At 69.1% G+C, this 23760-nt stretch carries 13 protein-coding genes, 1 tRNA gene and 1 pseudogene; 4 read left to right on the top strand and 11 right to left on the bottom strand.

Features of this window, described 5'->3' with window-relative positions:
- The first annotated feature begins 134 nt into the window (after positions 1–134).
- The gene (locus AC1D1W_RS10140) at positions 135–1532 is read left to right on the top strand and encodes an FAD-binding oxidoreductase (RefSeq protein ID WP_476943588.1); all 1398 of its coding nucleotides are present in this window, start codon (positions 135–137) and stop codon (positions 1530–1532) included.
- Between the two features lie 150 nt (positions 1533–1682).
- Here AC1D1W_RS10140 and AC1D1W_RS10135 read toward each other — a convergent pair whose 3' ends face one another.
- The 5 genes from AC1D1W_RS10135 to AC1D1W_RS10115 all read right to left on the bottom strand — a co-directional run bounded on the left by AC1D1W_RS10135 (position 1683) and on the right by AC1D1W_RS10115 (position 6723).
- Positions 1683–2843, bottom strand: coding sequence for a globin domain-containing protein (locus tag AC1D1W_RS10135; protein ID WP_243181823.1), 1161 nt, complete (start codon positions 2841–2843; stop codon positions 1683–1685).
- 1014 nt (positions 2844–3857) lie between these two features.
- Positions 3858–4079 carry a CBM96 family carbohydrate-binding protein gene (locus AC1D1W_RS10130; protein WP_476943600.1) on the bottom strand — a complete coding sequence of 74 codons (222 nt, stop codon included), beginning with the start codon at positions 4077–4079 and terminating at the stop codon, positions 3858–3860.
- A 267-nt stretch (positions 4080–4346) separates the two neighbouring features.
- Positions 4347–4796: an RrF2 family transcriptional regulator gene (locus AC1D1W_RS10125; RefSeq protein WP_028278121.1), complete on the bottom strand. Its 450-nt coding sequence runs from the start codon at positions 4794–4796 to the stop codon at positions 4347–4349.
- A gap of 20 nt (positions 4797–4816) precedes the next feature.
- Complete coding sequence (locus AC1D1W_RS10120) at positions 4817–5302, bottom strand: hypothetical protein (protein ID WP_028278122.1); 486 nt, start codon at positions 5300–5302, stop codon at positions 4817–4819.
- A 2-nt stretch (positions 5303–5304) separates the two neighbouring features.
- Positions 5305–6723 carry a phosphomannomutase/phosphoglucomutase gene (locus tag AC1D1W_RS10115; RefSeq protein WP_476943587.1) on the bottom strand — a complete coding sequence of 473 codons (1419 nt, stop codon included), beginning with the start codon at positions 6721–6723 and terminating at the stop codon, positions 5305–5307.
- Positions 6724–6847: 124 nt separating this feature from the next.
- Here AC1D1W_RS10115 and AC1D1W_RS10110 point away from each other — a divergent pair, with 124 nt between their 5' ends.
- Positions 6848–9028 (top strand): RecQ family ATP-dependent DNA helicase, encoded by a 2181-nt coding sequence (locus AC1D1W_RS10110; RefSeq protein ID WP_028278123.1) that lies wholly within the window; start codon positions 6848–6850, stop codon positions 9026–9028.
- Here AC1D1W_RS10110 and AC1D1W_RS10105 read toward each other — a convergent pair.
- The 4 genes from AC1D1W_RS10105 to AC1D1W_RS10090 form a co-directional block, all read right to left on the bottom strand.
- A complete protein-coding gene (locus tag AC1D1W_RS10105; protein ID WP_476943586.1) occupies positions 8973–10442 on the bottom strand; it encodes an MFS transporter in 1470 nt (489 codons plus the stop codon). The two genes, AC1D1W_RS10110 and AC1D1W_RS10105, sit on opposite strands and share 56 nt — an antisense overlap.
- A gap of 73 nt (positions 10443–10515) precedes the next feature.
- On the bottom strand, positions 10516–12162 hold the full coding sequence (locus AC1D1W_RS10100) for a phytoene desaturase family protein (protein ID WP_476943585.1): 1647 nt from the start codon (positions 12160–12162) through the stop codon (positions 10516–10518).
- A 171-nt stretch (positions 12163–12333) separates the two neighbouring features.
- Positions 12334–12421: transfer RNA gene (locus AC1D1W_RS10095), tRNA-Ser, on the bottom strand.
- Between the two features lie 148 nt (positions 12422–12569).
- Positions 12570–14864: a prolyl oligopeptidase family serine peptidase gene (locus tag AC1D1W_RS10090; protein ID WP_476943584.1), complete on the bottom strand. Its 2295-nt coding sequence runs from the start codon at positions 14862–14864 to the stop codon at positions 12570–12572.
- Between the two features lie 84 nt (positions 14865–14948).
- Between AC1D1W_RS10090 and AC1D1W_RS10085 the strand changes: the two genes are divergently transcribed.
- Complete coding sequence (locus tag AC1D1W_RS10085) at positions 14949–17171, top strand: FAD/NAD(P)-binding protein (RefSeq protein WP_476943583.1); 2223 nt, start codon at positions 14949–14951, stop codon at positions 17169–17171.
- 183 nt (positions 17172–17354) lie between these two features.
- On the opposite strand, the gene AC1D1W_RS10080 is transcribed toward AC1D1W_RS10085, so the two are convergent.
- Positions 17355–21908, bottom strand: coding sequence for an ExeM/NucH family extracellular endonuclease (locus tag AC1D1W_RS10080; RefSeq protein ID WP_476943582.1), 4554 nt, complete (start codon positions 21906–21908; stop codon positions 17355–17357).
- 374 nt (positions 21909–22282) lie between these two features.
- Entirely contained in the window at positions 22283–23086 is an 804-nt protein-coding gene (locus tag AC1D1W_RS10075; RefSeq protein WP_476943581.1) for a VOC family protein, read from the bottom strand.
- A gap of 367 nt (positions 23087–23453) precedes the next feature.
- Here AC1D1W_RS10075 and AC1D1W_RS10070 point away from each other — a divergent pair.
- Positions 23454–23760 (top strand): annotated as a pseudogene (locus tag AC1D1W_RS10070) (glycosyl transferase); the annotation flags it as partial.

Here is a 23760-nt window from a genome sequence, read left to right as displayed (position 1 = left end):
AGGCCGGATCCCTAGGCTTGTCCGCATTCCATCAGCCGGGCCGGCCGCCGATTGGAGCGTGCGCTGGGGGCATTCCGGGCGGGTGCGGCCGCGCCCCCGACCTGCTCGCGGTAAGCGAGATTCAGGAGTTCCTCATGCTTGTCAACGACGACATCGATGCTTTGTCCAGCGCTGTCAGYGGCCCGGTCGCGTTGCCGGACAGCCCCGAATTCGCGGAGGAGACGTTCGCCTTCAACGTCGCAACAGTGCACCGGCCCGACGTCGTTCTGGGGGCCGCAGATGCCCGGGACGTCGTGGCCGCGGTTAAATGGGCGGCCGAGCGCAGGCTTCCCGTGTCCGTCCAGTCCACCGGTCACGGCGCCGAATCGGCGATCGATGGCGGCCTGCTCATCAACACGCGCAGGCTGCAGGACCTGCAGATCGATCCGGATGAACGCACCGCACGCGTCGGCGCCGGGGTGAAGTGGCGCACCCTCCTGGAGGCCAGCGTGCCGCACGGGCTCGTCGGATTGCACGGTTCCAGCACCGACGTCGGCGTCGTCGGCTACACGCTCGGCGGCGGGCTGCCCGTGCTCGGCCGCGCGCACGGCTTCGCGGCGGACCATGTCCGCAGCATGGAGATTGTCACGGCCGACGGCGCGCTGCGGCGGATCGACGCCGACGCCGAGGCCGAGCTGTTTGCACTGATGCGCGGCGGCAAGGGCAACCTGGGGATCGTGACCGCCCTCGAGTTCAGTCTCTTTCCGTTCAGTGACTTCTACGGCGGCGGCATCATCTATCCCGGGGCAGATGCGGCCACCGTCCTGGCTGCCTTCCGCCACTGGCTGCCCACGCTGCCCGAAGAGGCCTCACCCTCGATCTCGCTGCTGCGGCTTCCGGATATGGACTTCGTTCCCGAGCCGCTGCGGAACCAGTTCGTCGTGCACCTGCGCTTTGCCTTCCTGGGCAAGCGCGAGGCCGGCGACGCGCTGCTGGCCCCGATGCGGGCGGTCTCGACCCCGTTGATGGACACGGCCGGGCCCATGAGCTACCTCGACGTTGACCAGATCCACATGGACCCGGCGGACCCGCTGCCCTTCATGGACGGCGGCGCGCTCCTGAAGGATTTCGGCGACGATGCCGTGGCTGACCTGCTCGAGCTCACCGGGGACGGTTCGGACTGCCCGCTGCTGCTGGTGGAGGTCCGGCCGCTCGGTGGCGCGCTGGCGCGGACTGCTGCAGTGCCGGATGCGTTGCCGGACGCCGTGTCGGGGCGGGACGCGGCCTTCCTGCTGTTCCTCGTCGGGTTCAAGATACCGCCCCTTGCCGAGGCCGTATCGGCCTCCATCAGCGGGATCCTGGCCGCGATGGCTCCCCACTCCACCGGGTACACGCTGGTCAATTTCGATGGCGAGCCGGGCGACGAGGAGGACCGGGCCCGGGCGTGGTCTCCTGAGGTATATGAGCGGATGCGGTCCGCGAAGTCCACGTACGACCCCGGCAACCTCCTGCGCTTCGGCCACGCGATCACCGGGGTGCCCGCCGCAGGCTGAGCCTGGACAGGCCTGGCCAGGTTAACCACGACGGCGGCCCGGCACCTTTATTGCGAAAGATGCCGGGCCGCCGTCGAACTCTCATCGATCGCTCCGAAAACGCCCTTTTGACCCCTCAAAAGGGCCGTTGCGGAGCAGCCGATGAGTGCTTTAGCTGGCGAGCCAGATGTCCGGGCCGAAGACCTCGTAGTGGATCTTCGTGGCCGGGATGCCGGCGTTGATGGCCTCGTTGCGGATGTTCTTCATGAACGGCAGCGGGCCACACAGGTAGAGCGAGGCGTTGGCCGGGAGGTCCACCTCGCGCAGGGACATGAAGCCCGCGTTGGAACCGGCTTCGGGCTGCTCGAGCCAGAGCTGCAGGTCGGCGCCGTCCAGGCGTTCGACGTCGTCCGTCATCTGGGAGCGCAGCGCCCAGCTGTCCAGGGTGCTTTCGGCGTGCAGGACCAGGACCTGGCGGTCCGAGCCGGACTCGGCCAGGGAGCGCAGAATGGACGCCGTGGGCGTGCAGCCGATGCCGGCCGAGGCCAGGACCACGGGGCCGTCGCCCGCCGCGAGTGTGATTTCGCCGTAGGGGTTGGAGATTTCGATGACGTCGCCCACGGCCACGTTGTTGTGCAGCACGGGGGAGACCTCGCCGCCGTCGTCGAGCTTGGTGGTGAAGCTGCGGCTGGTGCCGGCGTCACCGGAGAGGGAGTACTGGCGGACCTGGCGGAGCCCGTCCGGAAGCGTGACCTTGACGCTGACGTACTGGCCCGGCAGCGCCGCGGTGATGGGGGTGTCGTCGGCCGGTTCCAGGGTGAAGGTCATGGAACCGGTGCCGGCCGGGGTCTTGGCGGCAACCTTCCAGGGGGTCCACATCTTGGCGTTGGCCTGTGCGGCGTAGAGGCCCTTCTCGAGCTTGATGAGGGCGTCAGCCATGAGCCAGTAGACCTCGGTCCAGGCTTCGGCGATTTCCGGGGTGATGACCTCGGCCAGGTCCTCGGCGATGGCGGCGAAGAGGTGCTCGTAGACCACCTGGTACTGCGGTTCGGTGATGCCGAGGGAAGCGTGGCGGTGCGCGATCCGGGACAGCACGGTCTCCGGCAGGGTGTCCGGGTTGTTCACCAGGTGGCTGGCGAAGGCGGCGATGCTTCCGGCCAGGGCCTGCTGCTGATTGCCCGAGCGCTGGTTGGAGCGGCTGAACAGGCCGTCCAGCAGTTCGGGGTGGGCGGCGAAGAGGCGGGCGTAGAACTTGGGGGTGATGGCCCCGATCCGGGAACCGACCAGCGGCAGGGTGGCCTCGATGACGGGGAAGGACTTGTCCGAGAGCATGTTGACTCCTGAGGTAGTGGCCCGGCTTCTTCAGTCGGGCCCGCGACGATACTTGCATTTCAAATACAAATATCTATGCCTCAGTTCTACACTGCGTAGAAATCTATTCCAAATCGACGGGCTTCCGGGCGTGGCGGCGGCGGGCGCAGGCGGGTGTCAGTGGCAAGTGTCGCTGCCGGAAAAGGAACCGGTAGTGCCCACGTTCGTCAACGTCATGCCGGGAAGGGGGAGGGACTGCCAGGAGTAGGACGTCGCGTTCAGGGTCAATTTGAGCGGCCCGAAGGCGCTTCGGCCACGGGCCACCATTGCGGTCAGGAGGGGGGGTCGGTGTTGGCCGACAACGCCTGGAGATCCGCCCCGCCGGCGCCCGCGGTAAAGGACCGGATCCCGGTCGGGGGAGAGCGCCGCCGCCGGCCCCCATGAACTCGGCAAGGGTGGCGTTCTGGTACTGAAGGTCCCCAAGGGCGATGAACCTGTCGGGCGACTGGGCCGCGACCACCGCGGCCACGTCGCCATGGCGGCACGCCGAGGTGGTGACAACTGAGCCGGGGGCACAGGCGATGTCGCCGACAGCCAGCACGGTCGCAGTCCCGCCGGCACCGGGTTGGGTGGTGGCGGTGGCTTCGTTGGAGCCGGGGCCGGTGTTGCCGGCGGCGTCGGTGGCGGTGACGCGGTAGTACCAGGTTCCGGCGGGGCGGTTGGTGTCGGTGTAGCTGAGCCCGGTGGTGTCGGCGATTCTGCTGGTGGTGGCGGGGGTGAAGCCTGCCGCGGTGGAGCGGTGGAGCGGTGGACGGTGTAGCCAGTGGCGCCGGTGTTGTCGGTCGCCGCGGTCCAGGACAGGGCGATGGTGGTTCCGGTGGCTGTGGCGGCCAGGGTCCCGGGCGCGCCGGGTGCGGTGGTGTCGGGCGGGGTTCCGTCCGTGTAGGTGAGGGTGGAGCGCAGCGTGGCGGAGGCCTGGCGTGACCAGAACCAGGAGCTGTCGGTGCCGGTCAGGGCCAGGGTCCGGGACCCGGTTCAGCCGGTTATCAGGCTGGTGTCCAGGGGAATGTAGTAGGCCGTGTCGGCGGCCGTGCCGCCGGGCAGGGACCCGAGGGTGGGCCCGGAAACCGCGGGGCGGTTGGCGTAGAGGGTGCCGGTCTCGGACCAGGAGTCGGCCGCTGAGCGGACGTTGAGGGTGTTGGCGGAGCCGGCGGAGGCCAGGCTGGTGGTGCGGATGCGCAGGATCGCGCCGGTCAGTGTTTGGGGGCGGTGATGAACGTCAGTAGGAGCGCCGCGGCGCCGGCAGCGCCAAACCAGCGGATACTTTTCATCAGCGGCCTTCGACTGGCCGGAAAGACAAAAAATACCGGCTTGGTGACGTTCCCTAGGGGTACTTTGTCACCCCGTGCCTGCTTGAAGTCAATGGGCAGGCCCGCCAGGAAGGGCGTTTGGACGCCAAACCAAAGGTTTTCCCCAGATTGGGCCGGATTCCCGCCGGTAAGCGGCCCGAACCTGCCGGGCCGCTTAAAGCCCCGGGCGCAGCCCGATCGCTGCAAAGACGGGCGCCATCTGCCGGGAGGTCGGCAGTGACGCGATCACGATCCCGTCGAGTTCGCCGTAGAAGGCTTCGCGGGCTCGGGCCAGCGCGGCCCGGAGCCGGCATTCGGTGATGAGCGGGCACGTCCCGCCCGTGGCGACGCAGTCGGCCGGGTCTAAACGGGTGTCGAGTTGCCGCAGCAGCTGGCCGACCGTTGCGGTCCGGCCGGCGCTGCTCAGCCGGGATCCGCCGTTGCGGCCGCGTTCGACGTCGATCAGGCCCAGTGCGCGCAGCTTCGCCATCGCCTTGCTGACGTGGTTGTACGGCGTGCCGACGGCGTCGGCGATGCTCTGGGTGGTCAGGAGCCCGCCGTCCGGAACGGCCGCGAGCACCAGCAAAGCGCGAAGGCTCACATCGGCGAACGCATTGATCTTCATATCCCCAGCCTAAGGGCGGTCTAGTCCACCCAGACGGCGGGCTCGTTGGTATCGGCGGCCAGCTGGCCGAATTCGAGTTCGTGCGTCCCGGCGTTCGCGGCGTAGGGCAGTACGGCGGCGAAGAGAGAGCCGTCCTGGTGCTCTGCCGCGACGTGGATGGCGTCCGAGTCTTCCTCGAGCAGCGTGATGTCGCAGACGACGGCGGCGGCCCGGAACTCCTCCCGGTGCTGCCGGAGCAACTCGTGGAGGTCCCGGATCATGGCGTCCGCGTCGAAGTCGGCGTCCGATCCGTCGCTCGCGTCCGCGGGTGTGACTGCCACCAGCCGGACTTCGCCGTCGTTCTGCACCACCAGGGCGAAGGGCAGGAAGCCGCCGTTGCGTTCCAGCTGCTCCTGCGCGGCACCGACGCCGGTGCCGAGCAGGTTCTCCAGGTCCGTGGCGCTGGCGTCCGGCACGGACTCGCGCCAGGATCCGGTGTTGGCGGATTCTTCCGGGTGTACTGCCACCGCTAGCCCCGGACCAGCGCCAGGACGCGGTCGCGGACGCGTTCCATGGTGGCGGCGTCCGTGGCTTCAACGTTGAGGCGCAGGAACGGTTCTGTGTTGGACGGGCGCAGGTTGAACCAGTAGCTGCCGTCGGTGGCGATGAAGGTGCTGCCGTCGAGGTAGTCGACCTCGACGTCCTCGTCGTGGAAGTCCTCGCGGACCCGCTCGACCGCGGCGGCCTTGTCCTCGATTTCCGAGTTGATCTCGCCGGATGACCGGTACGGCTCGTATTCGCGGCCGAGTTCGGAGAGCGGGCCCTCCTGTTCGCCCAGGGCGGCGAGGACGTGCATGGCGGCCAGCATGCCCGTGTCGGCATTCCAGAAGTCGCGGAAGTAGAAGTGGGCCGAGTGTTCCCCGCCGAAGATGGCCCCTTCCGCGGCCATGACGGCCTTGATGAAGGAATGCCCCACGCGCGTGCGGACGGGCCGGCCGCCGTGGCGTTCGACGAGTTCGGGAACCGCGCGGGAGGTCAGCAGGTTGTGGATGACGGTGGGCGTGTCTTCACCGAGGCCCTGGGCGCGGGCGATTTCGCGGCGGGCCACCATGCCGGTAATGGCCGACGGCGAGACAGGCTCGCCCTTCTCGTCGATCACGAAGCAGCGGTCGGCGTCGCCGTCGAAGGCCAGGCCGATGTCCGCGCCGTATTCGACGACGGCGGCCTGCAGGTCGCGCAGGTTTTCCGGCTCCAGCGGGTTGGCCGGGTGGTTCGGGAAGGATCCGTCGAGCTCGAAGTACAGCGGCACGATCTCCAGCGGAAGCTTGGGCAGCAGGGCATCGCCAAGCACGGCCGGGGTGGTGAGACCGGCCATGCCGTTGCCGGCATCGACCACAACTTTCAGCGGCCGGGAACCGCGCAGGTCCACCAGGGACCGCAGGTACTCCGCGTAGCCCTTGAGGACGTCCTGCACGCCAATCAGGCCAGTGCTGCCGGCCGCGGGGATGGCGCCGGCGTTGAGGTATTCCTCGGCGCGGGCCTGGATTTCCATGAGCCCGGTTTCGGAGGAGATCGGCACGGCGCCGGCCTTGGCCATCTTGATGCCGTTGTATTCGGCCGGGTTGTGGCTCGCGGTGAACGTGGCGCCGGCGGCGTTGAGGGCCCCGCACGCGTAGTAGAGCTCGTCGGTGGAGATCAGGTCCAGCAGCTGGACGTTGGCGCCGCGGGTGGCTGCGCCGTTCGCGAAGGCTTTGGCGAACTCGGGGGAAGAGGGGCGCATGTCCCCGCCCACCAGCACGGTCTGCCCTGTGAGTTCCAGGACGTCGACGAAGGCGGCACCGACGGCTTCGACGATCTCCGCGGTGATGGATTGCCCCACGATTCCGCGCACATCGTAGGCCTTGAACGAGGTCGAGAGGTCAAAAGTCTTTGTCTTATCCGTATTCACGCGTCTTATCTTACGTTGCGGCCCTGACGCGCCGGCCTGTCCGCACCGTTGTCTGCACGCCTGGATTGTGCACATAGCGGGTACCGGCTTCGTGGCTGTCGGAGGGGGCTGGGATACTGAAGCAATGGCCAGTAACCAGAACGCCCTTTCCAGCACTGCCCTAGCCGGCACCACATCCTCTACCCGGGAACAGGCCCAGAACGTACTGCGGGAGCTCGTGGGCCATCCTGAAGCCGAGTTCCATGACGGCCAGTTCGAGGCCATTGAGGCCCTGGTCGACGGCGGCAGGCGGGCCCTGGTGGTGCAGCGCACCGGCTGGGGGAAGTCGGCCGTGTACTTTGTCGCCTCCCTGCTGTTGCGCCGCCGCGGCGCCGGGCCCACCCTGATCGTGTCCCCGCTCCTGGCCCTCATGCGGGACCAGGTCGCGGCCGCGGCGCGGGCCGGGGTGCGGGCGGTGGCGATCAACTCCGCAAACCAGCTGGACTGGGACACTGTCCGCGAGCAGCTCGCCGCCGATGAAGTGGACGTCCTGCTGGTCTCGCCGGAACGACTCACCAACCCGTCCTTCCGGGAAAACCAGCTGCCCGAGCTCGTCCGCCGGACCGGGCTGCTGGTGATTGACGAGGCCCACTGCATCTCGGACTGGGGCCACGACTTCCGCCCCGACTACCGGCGCATCGCGGACCTCATCACGCAGCTCCCGGACACGGTCCCGGTGCTCGCCACCACTGCCACGGCCAACTCCCGGGTGGTGCATGACATCGAGGAACAGCTCGGCAAGGACGTGCTCACCATCCGTGGCGCCCTGGGCCGGGATTCGCTCCGGCTCGGTGTCCTGACCCTGCCCGATTCCCGCGAACGCCTCGGCTGGCTGCTGACCCACCTGCAGGATCTGCAGGGCAGCGGCATCATCTACACCCTCACCGTGTCCGCCGCCGAGGACACCGCCCGCCTCCTGGCCGAGGCGGGGCACGAGGTCCTCGCCTACACCGGCCGCACCGACCCCGCGGACCGGGAACGCGCCGAGCAGCTCCTGAAGGACAACCAGGTCAAGGCGCTCGTGGCCACCTCCGCCCTCGGCATGGGTTTCGACAAGCCGGACCTCGGCTTCGTCGTGCACCTGGGCGCGCCGTCGTCGCCGGTGGCGTACTACCAGCAGGTGGGCCGTGCCGGCCGTGGTGCGGCGAACGCCGACGTCCTGCTGCTGCCGGGATCCGAGGACCGCGACATCTGGCAGTACTTCGCCACGGCGTCCATGCCGTCCGAGGAGAAGGCTGCCGCGGTCCTGACGGCCCTCGCCGAGGCAGGCACGGCGGTGTCCACGGTGGCGCTCGAGGCCCGGGTGGACCTCCGCCGCACCCCGCTGGAGCTGCTGCTGAAAGTCCTGGCCGTGGACGGCGCCGTCGAACGCGTCGGCGGCGGCTGGCGTTCCACGGGACAGCCGTGGAACTACGACGCCGAGCGGTACGGCCGGATCGCCGAGGCCCGGGTGGATGAACAGGACTCGATGGTCATCTACCAGGACACGGCCGGCTGCCGGATGGAATACATCACCTCGGTGCTGGACGACGAAACGGCCCGCGCCTGCGGCCGCTGCGACAACTGCGCGGGCCGCTGGTTCCGCGCCGACATCGCCGAGGACGCCACGGAGACCGCCGGGCAAACCCTGCGCCGGGCCGGCGTCGCCCTGGAACCGCGGCTGCAGTGGCCCAGCGGCATGGACCGCCTTGGCGTGCCGGTCAAGGGCAAGATCAAGCCGGATGAGGCCCTCGCGGACGGCCGGGTGCTGGCGCGTCTGACGGACCTTGGCTGGGGCGGGGCCCTGCGGGAGGCCTTCGCCGCCGGTGCGCCCGACCGGCCCGTGGACCCGGGTATGCTGCAGGCCTGCGTCCAGGTGCTCCGGGAGTGGGGCACCGGAGATGCCCGGACCGCTGGCTGGAGCGGGGCCGGCCGGCCTGCCGCGATCATCAGCCTGCCCTCCCGCGGGAAGCCGTTGCTGGTGGATTCCCTGGCCCGCGGGATCTCGGAGATCGGCCGCATCCCATATCTGGGCCAGTTGCAGCTCAACCACGGCGGACCCACCGGCGGCCGCGGCGGGAACAGCGCCTACCGGCTCGCCGGCGTCTGGGACCGCCTGGTGGTGGGACCGGAGCTGGAGGAGGCCCTGGCCGGAATCCGTGGCCAGAGCGTCATGCTGGTGGACGACCTCGTGGACAGCCGCTGGACCCTGACCGTCTCCGGGCGGGCCCTCAGGCTCGCGGGCGCCGGCGCCGTTCTGCCGCTGGTGCTGGGCCAGGCCGGCTGACCTCCGCACCGGCGTGGCGGGGGAGCGCCAGGCTGTCCAGGGTGCTCAGGAGCATCAGGACCGCGATGGCCAGGAACGCCGCCCGGTACGGCGCCGCCGGATCACCGGCGACCCCCGTGGATCCCGCGCGGCTGCCTGCCTCGAAGACCCGCAACAGGAGTGCCCCGACCGCGATCCCGGCCGCGGTGGCGAGCTGCACGAGCGTCGCGGAGACTGCGTTGGCGGACGGCAGCTGGGCCGGGACGACGTCGGCGTACTGCACGGACGCGTACGCCGAGAATCCGATCGAGCGGAACGCCCCGCTGGCCACGAGCACCGCGACAATCAGCGGTTCCGGCGTGCCGGCGTCGAGCAGCGCGCACAGCGCAAAAGTGGCTGCGGAGGCCAGAGACGCGAACACCAGGACGGGCTTGAACCCGAAACGCCGGATCAGGGGCGTCGTGGCGGGCTTGATCCCGATGTTCCCCACGAACACGGCCGACACCATCGCCCCGGCGCGCAGCGGGTCCCAGCCGAAACCGACCTGGAACATCAGCGGCAGCAGGAACGGCACCGCGCTGATGGTCAGGCGGTACACGAAGCCTCCCGTCGCCGTCGCGCGGAACGTCCGCGTGCCGAAGACAGACAGATTGAACAGCGGCGTGCTGGTCCGCCGCATCCAGGCCGCGGCGGCGGCCAGGAACAGCAGGCCCGCAGCGATCGCCGCGGCCGCCAGCAGTCCGGCGTCCCGGCCACCCATCAATTCCAGGCCAACCAGCAGGGATCCCACCCCGAGCGTGGTCAGGACCAGTCCGAGCCAGTCCAGGCGCCGCGTGCTGTCGCCGCGGACTCGGGGTACCAGGCGCAGCGCGGCCAGGAAGGCCGCCAGGCCCAGGGGGAGGTTGACCAGGAAGATCCAGTGCCAGGACAGGTAGGTCGTCAGCGCTCCGCCCACCAGCGGGGCGAGGACCGGGGCCAGCAGCCCGGGCCACACGAGGTAGGCCGTCGCGCGCAGCAGATCCTTCTTCGGGGTGCCGCGGAGCACCACCAGCGTGCCCACCGGGACCATCATGGCGCCGCCGGCACCCTGCAGGACACGGCTCAGCGTGAGCATGGTCAGGTCCTGGCTGAGCGCGCAGAGCAGTGACGCGGCCGTGAAGATGGCGATGGCGAGGCAGAACACCCGGCGGGCACCGAGCCGCTCCGCGAGCCAGCCGCTGAGCGGGATGCCCATCGCCACCGTCATCAGGTAGGCGGTCATGGTGATGTTCACGTCGGCGGCAGGCACCGCGAAATCGGCGGCGATACTGGGTATGGCGGTGGTCAGGACGGTCCCGTCGAGGAATTCCATGAAGAACGTCGCGGCCACCAGCAGGGCCAGCCGCGGGCTCCAGCTGCCCCCGGCCGGGTCCGCGCCCCGCTGGGAGGCGTTCATGCGCGTGTCCCCACGGTCCGGTTCACCCATAGCGCCGGCTCATCCATTGCACTGTTTCACCCATTGCACTGGTTCACCCATGGCTCAGCGGTTGTTCCGATTCCAGCACGGCCATGGCGGCGTTGTGTCCGCCGATCGCACTGACGGCGCCGCCGCGGCGGGCACCGGAGCCGCAGAGCAGGATCTGCGGATCGTCCGTGGACACGCCCCAGCGGCGCGCCGGTGTGTCCAGCGGTTCGCCGTCCTCCACGAACGGCCAGTCGAGGCCGCCGTGGAAGATATTGCCGCGGGGCATCCCGACGGCGCGTTCAATGTCCAGGGTGGTCTTGGTTTCGATGCAGGGCCGCCCGTCCGGACCGGTCAGGAGCAGATCCTCGACGGGCTCGGCCAGGACGGAGTTCAGGGAGGCCAGGACGGCCGCCTGCAGTTCGGCGCGGCGGTCCTCATTGTTCTCCGCCGTGACCAGCCGGTCCGGGACGTGCAGGCCAAAGACGGTCAGCGTCTGGGCGCCGGCGGCCTGCAGCTCCGGGGACAGGATGCTGGGGTCGGTCAGCGAGTGGCAGTAGATTTCGCACGGCAGCGGCGAGGGCACGGATCCGGCCGCGGCGGTGCTGTAGGCGGCGTCGAGCTGGGACCAGGTCTCGTTGATGTGGAACGTCCCGCCGAACGCGGCCTCGGGGCTCACGGAACCGTCCAGCAGCCGGGGGAGGCGTTTGAGCAGCAGGTTGACCTTGACCTGCGCGCCCTCGCGGCGGTGGTTCGGGTTGGTGGCGGCGACCGCTGAAATGGCCGGGGCGATGGCTGACAAGCCGGCGGCAGGCAGGCCGCGCAGCCGGTCGAGGACCACCGGCGCCACATTGGACAGCACCCACCGGGCAGTTGCCGAGTGGTCCTGCCCGCCGTGGCGGTAGCCCACGGCGCCGCCGGGCCGGACGGCGGTGACTTCCGCGGAGGTCAGGATGGTCGCACCGGCGTCGCGCGCGGCCCGCTCCAACTCGCCGGAGACCGCGCCCATGCCGCCGACCGGTACGTCCCAGTCCCCCGTCCCGCCGCCGATCAGGTGGTAGAGGAAGCAGATGTTTTGCTGCAGGTCCTCATCGTCAGCCCGGGCGAAGGTACCGATCAGCGCATCCGTCAGGACCACACCGCGGACCAGGTCGCTGCCCAGCTCCCGGCGGATCGCCTGTCCGATGGGATGTTCGATCATGGCCTCCCACGCCGCGTCGGCCCCGGCCCGGGCGGCGAGGGCCCGCGCGTCGGACCGCGCCAGCAGCGGCGCGGTCATGGTGGGCCAAAGAGCCTCCGTGAGCTGCCGGCACGCGGCGTAGAACGCGGTGAAGGCGCCGAACTCGCCGTCGGGGGCGCCGACGGCGGCGAACGAAGCGGCCGTGGCGGCCTCGTCGCCGTTGTCCACCAGCAGGGCCCGGCTGCCATCCGCGGGGTCCGGGGTGTAAGAGGAATAGCGCCGCCGCGCCAGCGTGATGCGCAGGCCGAGGTCGTCGATGATCTGCCGGGGCAGGAGGCTGACGAGGTACGAATAGCGCGAGAGGCGGGCGTTGACGCCGTCGAACGCGTGCGCGGATACCGCTGCGCCGCCGGCGTGTTCCAGCTTTTCCAGGACCAGGACGTCCCGCCCGGCCTTGGCCAGGTACGCGGCCGCGGCCAGTCCGTTGTGGCCGCCGCCGACGATGATGGCGTCAAATTCCGTGTTGCTCGACATGGGCCTATCCTGCCATCCGGATCCGCCGGCGGCGTGAGGCGTCCGGCCACCGGACGGGCCGGGGCGGGGGACGTGACTGCCGGGGGCAGACCAGCGCGAATGAACGACGTCGATCCGCCCTGATCTGCCCGGGAACGCAAAAGGCCCCGGTCCGAGGACCGGGGCCAAACGCGGAGACGGGGGGATTTGAACCCCCGGTGGAGTTGTGCCCCACACTTCATTAGCAGTGAAGCCCATTCGGCCGCTCTGGCACGTCTCCAATTGCTAATAACTAGCCAACCAAGGATACGCAGAAGGTGCCACGCAGTGCAAAACGGCCCGCTCCAGAGCAACGCGGGGTCAGATCCGGCCCATGCGGGGCCCTCCGGATGGGCGCTAAGTGACTCCGCGTTGCTTGGGTGCGGGCCTTACTCCTCGGTGCCGGCGAGGGCCCGCCACAGGAAATGCTGGCTGCGGCTTTGCAGGGCCGCCGCCTGCCGGTTGTCCGAAGCCCCCGCGTGGCCGCCCTCGAGGGCCTCGTGGAACCAGACGTTGGGGATGCCCATGGCCTGCATGCGGGCCGCCATCTTCCGGGCCTGGACCGGCCCCACCCGGTCATCCGAAGTCGCCGTCCAAATAAACGTCTCCGGGTAGTCCACGCCGTCCTTGAGCAGGTGGTACGGCGAAAACGTCTTCAGGAACTCCCACTGCTCGGGCACGTCGGGGTCGCCGTATTCGCCGATCCAGGAATAGCCCGCGGACAGTTTGGTGTACCGGCGCATGTCCAGGAGCGGGACCCCGCAGGACACGGCACCAAAAAGCTCCGGGTACTGGGTGAGCATGTTGCCCACCAGCAGTCCGCCGTTGGAGCCGCCCACGCAGCCGAGCCGCTGACGGGACGTAACGCCGCGGGAGATCAGGTCCTTCGCGACGGCGGCGAAGTCCTCGTACGCCCGGTGGCGGTTGCCCTGCAGCGCGGCGCGGTGCCAGTCCGGCCCGTACTCGCCGCCGCCGCGGATGTTCGCCACCACGTAGACGCCGCCGCGGCGGTGTGTGCCCTCGCCCTCTACGCCGCTGGACTCCGCCGTGCGCCGCTCCAGCCACGCCCGGCCGATCGCGCCGCTGTACGCCGGCGTCCGCGAAATCTCGAAGCCGCCGTAGCCGGAAAGCTGGGTCGGGTTCTGGCCGTCCAGCACCAGGTCCTTGGCGGCCACCTGGAAGTACGGAACCTTCGTGCCGTCGCTGGAGGCCGCGAAGTGCTGCTGGACCTCGTAGCCGGCCTCGTCGAAGAACGACGGCGAGGTCCGGATCACTTCGTGCGTGCTGGTCACGCCTTCGGCAGCCCCGCAGTCACTGTCGCGGGCGAGTGTCCCGCGGGTCAGGGTGGTCGGCGTCGTGAAGCCGGTGGCCACCAGCCAGAAGTCGTTCCCTGCGCCCGGCGCCTCGCCTTCGGCGACCGAGGCGGCGCCGCCGGTACCGTCGTCGTCCGAGCCTTCGGCGTCGTCCTCGTCATCCACCGCGAAGGCATTGACGTCGTGCAGGGGCGGGCAGGCGTCCAGCACGGTGGCCGCCCAGGCGGCGTCCGTGCCGGGGCGCCGCGGATCCAGGACGTGGATCTCCGAGGACACGTCCCGGAGCAGGTTCAGCAGCAGGAAGTCCCGCGTCCAGCTCCAGGACTGCAGGGAGGTGTGCGGATCGGGCGTGAAGAGCACGGCGAGGTCCCGGGAACCGGCGAGGAAGTCCTCGAAGCCGGCCGCGAGCAGGGAGCCCGCCGGGTGGGTGGTGCCGTTGACGGTCCAGTCACGCTGCGGGCGGAACAACAGCCATTCACGGTGCGAGCTCAGGTTCACGTCCGCCGGCACGTCGATCTGCACCCACGCACCATCGCGCAGCACCGAGGTGTTCTTCTCGAAAAAGCTGATCCAGTCGACGGCAAACGTGCGTTCGAAGCCCGGTGTGGAGTCGTGGGCCACGATCGCCATCATGTGGTCCTCGGGAATGTCGAACAGCTGCTCGGCCTGGGCCAGGGACTCGCCGCGGCGCAGCTTCACCCCGGTGCGGGCATAGGACGAGGTGGTCCGCGGCAGATCGTGGGCGGTGGTGGCGACCAGCAGGGTGTCCCCGTCCAGCCAGGAGGCGTTGCCCTTGCCGGTCGGGAGGTCGAAGCCACCGTCGGCCGGGTCCACGAAGCCGCGGGCCTCGACGTCGAACTCCCGGTGGCGGTTGGCGTCCCCGCCGTCGGGGGAGAACGCCAGCAGGGCCCGCCGGTGGGCTTCACCCGGGGCCGGGCGGAGGAAGTTGGCGCCGTGGAAGACCCAGTCCTGGCCCTCGGCGGCGGCGAGGGCGTCGACATCCAGCAGGACATCCCACTCGGGGGTCCCGGCCCGGTAGCTGTCCCAGCTGGTGCGCCGCCACAGGCCCCGGGGGTTGTCCCGGTCCTTCCAGAAGTTGTAGTACCACTCGCCGTGCTTGCCCACCATGGGGATCCGGTCGGTGGAGTCGAGGACCTCCAGGATCCGGCCTTCCAGATCGGCGTAGTCGGCGTCCTCAAGGAGCTCCTCGGTGCGGGCGTTCTGTTCACGGACCCACGCCAGCTGCTCCTGGCCGTAGATGTCCTCCAGCCAGATGTTCTCGTCGACGGGTTCGGGGGAAGTCCCTCCAGCCGGGAGGGCGCCGGTGGCCTCGCCGGACGCGGACGGGTGGTCAGCTTCTGTGGTGGTCATTTTCCCATCCAAGAACATCGGTGCGGCAGTGGCAAGTCACACGGAGGTCAAGCCGGCGGCCGGGATGCCGATACGCTGGATGCCGTGGGCATATCTCGAAGCATCCGGACGGCAGTGATAGGCGCCGGTCCCCGGGGCACGAGCGTGCTGGAACGGCTCCTCGCCAACTGGGCCTCCGCCGGCTCCGCGGGCACCCTGCACATCGACGTGGTCGACCCTTACCCGGCAGGCCCGGGGCACGTCTGGCAGCCCGGACAGTCGCGGCTGTACCTGATGAACACGCAGTCCTTCTATCCCACCGTGGTCCCCGAAGACCCGGAACTCGTGCCGCCCCTGGCCGGGCGCACATTCGACCAGTGGCGCGAACTCCAGCAGGCCCACCCGCACCCTTCGCTCACTGACGACGAACGTGCCGAGCTCTCACGGCTCGGCGAGGCGGACTTCCCCAGCCGGGCCCTCTACGGCCGTTACCTGCGGTCCACCCTCGAGGAACTGCTCACCGTGCTGCCGGCCGGCGTCAGCGTGGACTTCCACGCGGCGACGGCGACGTCCGTCCGCCACGCCGGCGCGGAGGCCGCCGCGGCGCCGGGCCCGGACCTGGCCGCCTCCGGGCCGGCCGGCGCGGAGGACGCTTCGGTGCAGTTCGACGTCGTGCTCGACGACGGCACCATACTTACCGTCGACTCCGTGGTGCTGGCCGTGGGCCACCTCGACGCGCGGTTGAACCCTGAACAGCGGGAGCTGCTTTCCGCGGCGGAGGAACTTGGTCTCCTGTACGTGCCGCCGGCGGCGCCCGCCGACGTCGACTGGTCCCGGGTGCCGGGAGGCAAACCTGTCCTGGTGCGCGGCATGGGCCTGAACTTCTTTGACGTGATGGGACAGCTGACGGAAGGGCGCGGCGGCCGGTTCGTTGCCGGGGAGGGCACCGCTGAACTGACGTATCTGCCGTCCGGCCGCGAACCGCTCATCATCGCCGCCTCACGCCGCGGCACCCCCTACCGGGCGAAGGCGACACTCACCGGCTACTACCCCGGAACGGTCCGGCTGCGCTACTGCACTGAGGGCGCGATCGCGAAGTTCGCCGACTCCGGAATCCGGCCCTCCTTTGACTACGACCTCTGGCCGCTCCTGCACCGGGACGCGGTCTGGGCCTACTACTCCACGCTCGCGCGCTCGCAGCCCGATGCCATCCTGACCGGCCCGGCCGAGTTCCTGCGCGCCCTGGACGAGTCTTTGCGGCCGCACGCCCACTCGACCGCCAAGTGGGAGCACACCGCGCAATCGGTGATTGCCGTCCATGTCCGGGCATCCCACCGCCTGGACCTGCTCGGCCTCGCGGCGCCCCTGGCCGGGCGCTCGTTTGACTCCAGAGCCGAGCTGGACGCCGCCGTCGTCGACTACCTGCTCGACGACGCCCGGCGCTCGGCCCTTGGCGAGGACGATCCGGTGAAGATGGCGATCGGCGCCCTGCACCACGGCCGGGCCGTGCTCAAGACCGCTGTGGCCGATAGTGGCATCACGGACGAATCCTGGGTCGCGGGCCTCCGGGGCTGGTTCGAATCATTCGTGGAAGGCCTGGCGAGCGGCCCGCCCGCGCTGCGCTCCGCGCAGCTCGCGGCACTGGCCCGGGCGGGAATCGTGCGCTTCGTGGGCCCTGACCCCAAGTTCGGCGTGGACCGGCGGGCCCGGATGTTCACCGCGACGTCACCATGGGTGGGCGGCGGAATGGATGAAAGCGCCGACGGCGGGGCGGAAGGTGCTGCGATGGAGCCTGCCGGCGTCGGTGGTGCTGCCGCGGGCGGTGCTGGGGTCCGCGGCTTTGTGGGCAGTGCCGGCGTGCTCGGTGCTGCCTCAGGGACGGCGAAGGCCGGTGCGATATGGGACCGGACGGAGAACGCTGTGTCCGGTTCAGGGGCGGTGGCTGTGACCGGTTCCGGGGCGGGGGCCGTGTCCGCGGCGGCGATGATCGAGGCGCTGGCACCGGCCAACCGGGTGGCCGTCAACTCCTCGCCCCTGCTGGAGCAGTTGCTCGCCGAGGGGCTGGTGCGGCCGCGCCTCATGATGAGCGTGGAGGGGACCCCGGTGCAGACTTCGGGGCTGGACGTCGTCCCGCATCCGTACCGCCCGCTCGGTGCCAACGGGTCCGTGACGCCGGGGCTTTACGTGCTCGGGCTTCAGCTCTCCGCCACGCAATGGGGCACGGCCATCGCCGCCGAGGCCCGGCCGAAGACCGGCCCGGTCTACCGCAGCGGACAGCGCACCCTGCGCGACGCCGACGAGATCGCCCGCGACATCCTGGCCCCCTAGCCCGCACCCGCCCGCCGCTCAGGAGCCGCTCAAAAGTGGGCATGCCCTCCGGCTTGCCTGCCTCCAAGAATGGACAGGCCCTCCCCTGGGGCCGGGCAGTGGATGCGTGGTGCTTATGTCCAGTGCTGCGGGCCAGGGGAGGGCATGTGCCGTGGTGGGGACCGGGGATCCCGGGCTAAGGCATCAGCCCTTGAGGCACTTCCGGTAGGCGGCCATGGCTGTCCCGTAGTTCACCTGGCCCACGAGATCCTCGGGCCTGGTCGGCTTGACCGGCGGCGTGCACTTCGGCGGGACGGGGACGCTGGCCGCGACCTTCACCGCCGTTTTCACTACAGTGCCGGATTCGACGGCGGTAAGCACCAGGGTGCCCGCGCCGGCGGCGGCTCCGGCCGGAACCTTCACGTCCACCTGAGCGGCGCCGGCGGTCACTGGTACCGTGCCCAGGGCCGTCACCGTGCCCGCGGCGTCGGTGAACTCGGCGCGCAGCGAGGCATTCACCGGGCTGCCCAGCGAGGTGAGGTCCAGCTTTGAAACCGCCAGTGTGATGGATTCGCCGCCCTTGACCTCGGCCGCCGTCGTGTTCACGACAGCCACGGAGCGGCGGCCGAAGTCCGGCGAGACCGGGTTGTGGGTCTGCAGGTACTTGATCCAGGCATCGCGGTCCACGAGCCCGGAGTCCTTGGTGCCCGCGCCTTCCTTGAAGATGCGGAAGTTGTCGCCGCCGGTGGCCAGGAAGTTGAACGTCCCGATCCGGTAGGACTTCGCCGGGTCGATCAGTGCACCATTGACCCGGATCGAGGTGATCCGGTCACCGGCGGCGCGGGCGGCGTCGTAGGTGTAGTTCACGTTCTTGGACAGGCCCAGCTGCTGGTAGGCACGGCTGGGAACCGTGCCGTCCGGGTTGGTCTGCCACTGCTGCTCCAGCAGGGTCTTGAACTGCGCACCGGTGAGGGACGTGGTCCACAGATTGTTCACGAACGGCAGCACGGCGTTGGCCTCGGCGTACGTGATGGTGCCGTCGGGCGCGTAGTACAGCTCGTTGCGCAGGCCGCCCGGGTTGACGACGCCGATTTCGGCGGCGCCGAGGTCCGGCGCTTTCAGCGCATCGACCAGGGAGTCCGCCACCAGATTGCCGAGGGTGGACTCGCTGCTCCGGTCATCGCGCACAGCCGGGGAACCGGCGAACGCCGTCGTGATATCCGCCGTGACCTTGCCGACAGGCTGGTTGCCGACCACCGCGGCGTCGGCCAGGGCCTTGTCCACAATGGCCTTGACGGCCGCGACCCGCGGGTACTGCGCCACAAGATCCGCTGCCGGTTGCGCGGCGCTCGTGGTGCGCTGGACGTTGCCGGCCTTGTACCCGGTCACCGACATGGTTCTGGTGTCGATGGTCAGCTGGATCTGGCCGATGAACTCGCCGTAGTTTCCGGTCTGGACGATCGGGCGGGTCTTGCCGGTGGGCTGGCCGGCCGAATCCAGGACGGGTGCGTCCCAGGAGTACTGCTTGTGGGTGTGGCCGTTGAAGATCGCCGCCACATCCGGGGTGACCTTCTGGACCATCTTGGCGAAGGGGCCGCCGGCGGCGATTTCCTGCTCCAAAGTGGCCCCGTCGGGCGCGCCCGACCCGGCGCCGTCGTGGTTCTCCACGATGATGACGTCGGCGAGCTTGTCCGCCTTGATCTTCGCCGCGACCCGGTTGATCGCGTCGACGGGGTCACCGAATTCAAGGTCCGCGATGCCTGACGGCGTGACCAGTGACGGCACCTCCTGCGTGACCGTGCCGATCACGGCGACCTTCACGCCGTTCATGTCCAGGACCGTGTATTCCGGCAGGACCGGGGTGGTGGTGCCCTTGGCGTAGACGTTGGCGCCCAGGTACGGGAACTTGGCGTTGGTCCCGCCGGCGGTGACGCGGTCGCGCAGGTCAGCCCAGCCGCCGTCGAACTCGTGGTTGCCCACCGCTGAGGTGCGCAGGTCCAGGGCGTTCAGCACGTCGATGGTCGGCTGGTCCTTGGCGATGGCCGAGGCGAACAGCGAGGCGCCGATGTTGTCGCCGGCCGAGATGAACGCGGTGGCGCCCGGGGCGGCGGCGGCGCGCAGCTTCTCGATGGTCCCTGCGAAGAACACGGTGTTCGAATCGATGCGGCCGTGGAAGTCGTTGATGCCCAGGAAGTTCAGCTCCACGCTGGCCGGGGTGACGGGCAAGTTCAGACCCACCACCACGGGATCGTGGTCGCTCGCCCGGAACTGGTCCGGAGCGTAGTAGTCGGTGACGTTGTTGTTGTAGCGGCTGTACTCCAGCGCCACGGATTCCACGGAGTTGATGTTCCAGATGTCCGCGCCGGTGACGGCGGCGTTGGCCGCCGGGGAGGCGAGGATGTGGTCCAGCGAGCCCACGAGGCCGCCGAACAGGTAGGAGTGCTTGGCGGAACCGTCGGCGTTCTTGGCCTTCTCATCCTGGTTGACGTACCCGGCGCCCGTGAGGACGTTGATCGGGTCCTCCTTGGCGTAGGAGTTGAAGTCGCCGATCAGGAAGACCTTGTCCGTGCCCTTGGACTTCTGCAGTTCGTCGGCGAATGCCAGCAGGGACTTGGCCTGGGCGGTGCGGGCCAGGTTCGAGGCGCCCTGGCCCTTGTCGGTGTCCTCCGGCGTCGCGGCGGAGCCCTTGGACTTGAAGTGGTTGGCGATCGCGATGAACTTCTTGTCATCGGCGGCGCCGACGGGCTTGAAGACCTGGGCCATCGGCTTGCGGGCGCTGGCGAACGCGACCGTGTCGTTGTGGATGATGGATTCGCCGATCGGTTCGGCGGCAGCCAACTTGTAGATGAACGCGGTGCGGATCATGTCCTCGTCGGCCAGCGGGGGTGCGTTGGCCGGCGTGCGGACGTAGTCCCAGATCCCCGGGGTGGCGATGTTCAGCGCATCCACCAGCTTGGCGAGCGCGTCGTCCCGGGTCTTGCCGAACTGGGCCGAGTTCTCGACCTCCATGAGCGTGACGACGTCGGCCCCGGACTTGGAGATGGCGGCGACGATCTTGTCCTGCTGCCGCTTGAAGTTCTCCGCGTTCGCCGCGCCGCGGACGTCGCAGCCGCCCTTGACCGTGATGGGGTTGCCGTCCCGGTCCGGGTAGAACGTACAGCCGGAGATCTGGTCGCCGGTGGTGGGGAAGTAGTTCAGCACGTTGAAGGAGGCAAGCTTGAGATTGCCGCCCACGGCGGCCGGGGTCCCGGCCCGGGTGGCGCCGAAGCTGGCCGGCTGCACGGTGTCCGCGTTGGCGGCCGTCAGCTGCGTCAGGGGCTGGAACTTCCAGGCGCTGTTCGTGTAGCTGAGCACCACGTTGGTTTTGAACGTCACCGGCGCGCCGACCCGGACGGGATCGGCCGTGGTCAGGTACGGGAGAACCTGGGCCTTGGTGGCGGCGTCCTTGAGGAAGTTCGTGGTGGCGCCGTCGTCGAGCTTGATGCCGCGGGCGGCGTTCGCCGCGGCCGTGGCGGTGTACTCCGCAGAACCGAAGGACGCGACGGCGGTGGGCTGCTCCAGCGCGGTGGTGCCGCCGGCCAGGCCGATCTCGCCGTACTGGTTCAGCGAGAAGTTGTCCGCCACGGTGACGGGGCCCTGTGGGGTGAGCAGCATGCCTTCGAGGGATTCACGGAAGGCCTCGTCGGCGGGGAGCGCGAAGCCGGTGGCCTTGACCTCGGGGGCGGCCTCGGTGAGCTTCTTCAGATCGGCCGCCGCGGCGACGTTCAACTGCGTCATGCCGAAGAATTCGCTGACAGCGCCGGTGAGCTCGACGTAGTCGCCGATCCTGACGGAGTCGACCGTGGACGGGGAGTAGACGAACACCGCGTCCGACGCCGCGTGGTTGGCCGGGGTGAGATCGCCGCCCGTGCCGGGGGTCTGGACGTAGTAGCCGGCGAAGCCGCCGGTGGGGAACGTCGCAGTGACCCGGCCCCGCGTAGTGACCGAGGATCCTGCCAGCGGGCTTGCGGCGCCGGTGCCCTGGATTTCGGCAATGGTCTTGGCGGCCGGGGGAGTGCCAGGGTCCACGGGCGGGTCCACGGGGCCGGCAGCGCCACTGGCCGCCGTCGGCGTGATGGCGGCGTTCAGTGCGAAGTCGGCGGCGTTGTTGTTGGTGTCCGCGCCGTTGATGCGGTTCATGCTCTTGACGTCGGTGTTTCCCGACGGCGCCGCGGCCGCCTGGGCCTCGAAGGTGTTGGAGGTGCCGTAGCCGAGGAGGTCCGCGACGTTGGCCGGTTCGATGACCGAGCCTGTCGGCAGCGGATTGAGTGCTGCGGCCTGTTTGGCCAGCACGATCGTGCCGCCGCCACCGGCCGGGTTGAAGCCGGTAGCGGTGGCGTCGGCGGCCGGCAGGTCGGCGCCGGCCGTGCCGTTGCTGCCGCCCTTGAGCAGGTAGTAGCCCTTGGCGGGAATGCTGCCGGCCAGGACCGCCACCGAGCTCGGCGCGCCGGTGCCCGGGGCTGAGCGGTACTGGAGACTCCAGCCCTCCAGTGAGACCGGCGCGTCGGAGCCGTTGTACAGCTCGACAAACTTGTTCTTGAAGGCAGCGCCGGAGCTGCCGCCGCTGAGATAGGCCTCGTTGATGACCACCGGCGAGGTTCCGGCTGCTGCCGGCAACGGTTCGGTGGCGTTAGCCGGCACGGCCGCCGCCAGTGGGGCTGCTATCAGCGCCGCCGACAGCGCTGAGCCCAGCGCTGTTTTCCAGGGTGTTAGTTTCATCCGCTCTAACTCTCATTAGGGTGCCCCGGGTAAAGGGCAGGGTGCAGTGCGTCCGCAGGGTGCAGCGGACAGTGGCCGGCCAGAACTCCTGGTCAAGTCGTGCCGGGCCCATCCAAACAGGGGTGAATGAACAACGTATGGACTAAACGTGCATTCGGCGGGACGCCCCCCAGCGGGACGCGCCGCAGCCTTCCCGGAGCGGCTCGAAAGCCCCGGGCAATGGTGACTGGTGATGCGGGTGAGTTGTGTCCGGGTGCCTCCACCGGACGCTCCACAGCAGAATACCGGCCAGTAGCCCTCAGGGAAGGCTCTGGCCGGTATTTCCTACAACAATTTTTGTAATTAGGTGGGAAGAGCTCTGGTGTCCTGGCCGGTTAGGCGTCCGTGGCGGACTGCCCGCCCTGTCCGGTGTCAGCCACGATCTTGAACAACGCGCGCGTGGGGTCGGTCAGTGTGGCGAGCCTGCCGAACGGGGTGTTGTCCGGCCCGTCGATGACTTTGGCGCCGAGGGACACTGCCGTATCGATGGAGGCGTCGGCGTCTTCCACGGCGAAGTAAACCTGCCAGTTGGACGGGACCTCGGCGGGAAGGTAGGCAGACGCGTCCATGATCCCGGCCTTGGCTGCCGGGCCCGCGCCCAGGGTGGTGTAGCGGAACTCCGGGGTGTCGCTCATGACGTCGGTGTCCCAGCCAAACACGTCCTGGTAGAACTTGACGGCGGCGGCGTAGTCCTTGGCGTGGAGCTCGTGCCACGCCGGAGCACCGGGCTCGGCCGCCAGTTCATAGCCCTTCATCTCAGCCGGCTGCCATACGCCGACCGATGCGCCCGTGGCGTCGGCGATCATCGCCATGCTGCCCTGTTCGGGGACGTCCATGGGCGGCATGTAGACCTGGCCGCCGTGTTCCGTTGCAGCCTTGACGGTGGCGGCGGCGTCCTCCGAGCGCAGGTACGTGGACCACATGTCCGGCCACGCGGCCTGATCCTCCTGCTTCTGCATCAGGCCGGCGACGGACTTGCCGTCCTTCCAGGCGGTGATGTAGCCGCCGTATTTTGCTTCGTCGCCGGTCTGGTACGTCCAACCGAACAGCGCACCGTAGAACGCCTTGGCCTTCTCGGCATCGGATGTCATGAGGTCGATCCAACATGGTGCGCCGTTGGAGTGCTCGGGTGTGGGCATGGAAGCTCCTGCTCTCTGTGGCGGCCGTTGACGTGCCCCCGCCGGACTCTGGTTTGTGTGGAGATGGGGTGGAGACACAGAGACTATGACGGTGCACGGATAGTTTCAACAGGTGGGTCGAGCGAGGGGTTGGGGCATCGGCCAACGCCGGCGTGTCGTTGACGCTGGACCCAACCATGGCCACCTTGATGCCCGACGCTGCAGTGTCTAGCAATTTGGCCAGATTGTGAGAGGATACGACCACGCCGCATGCCAATGGCGGGGTGTCGCATTAATGTTGCTCGAATGCGAGAGGTGACCATTGAACACTTCGCTAACAGTCCTGCAGTCTTTCCCAGCGCCGCGATCCACGACCAATCCCTATTTGGTGCAACTGGCCGGCGGCCTGCAAGAACTGCCCGATATCAGCGTCATTAACTTCAGCTGGYGCGCTGCTCTCTTTGCCAAGTACGACGTCTTCCACATCCACTGGCCTGAAATCTTGGTCAGCGGTCATAGTCCGCTGAAGAAACTCGGGCGACAGGTGCTCACGCTGGCTCTCCTCGGGAGGCTCGCACTGGCTAGGACGCCCATAGTGCGAACTGTCCACAACGTAGAGCTGCCCGAGGGCATCTCCGTCCGGGAGGTGTTTCTCCTCCGCCTTATTGACCGCAAAACCACGTTTTACGTTCGGC

The organism is Arthrobacter sp. P1_B4 (assembly GCF_056406555.1).
This window is presented reverse-complemented; position numbering and strand designations above follow the sequence as displayed.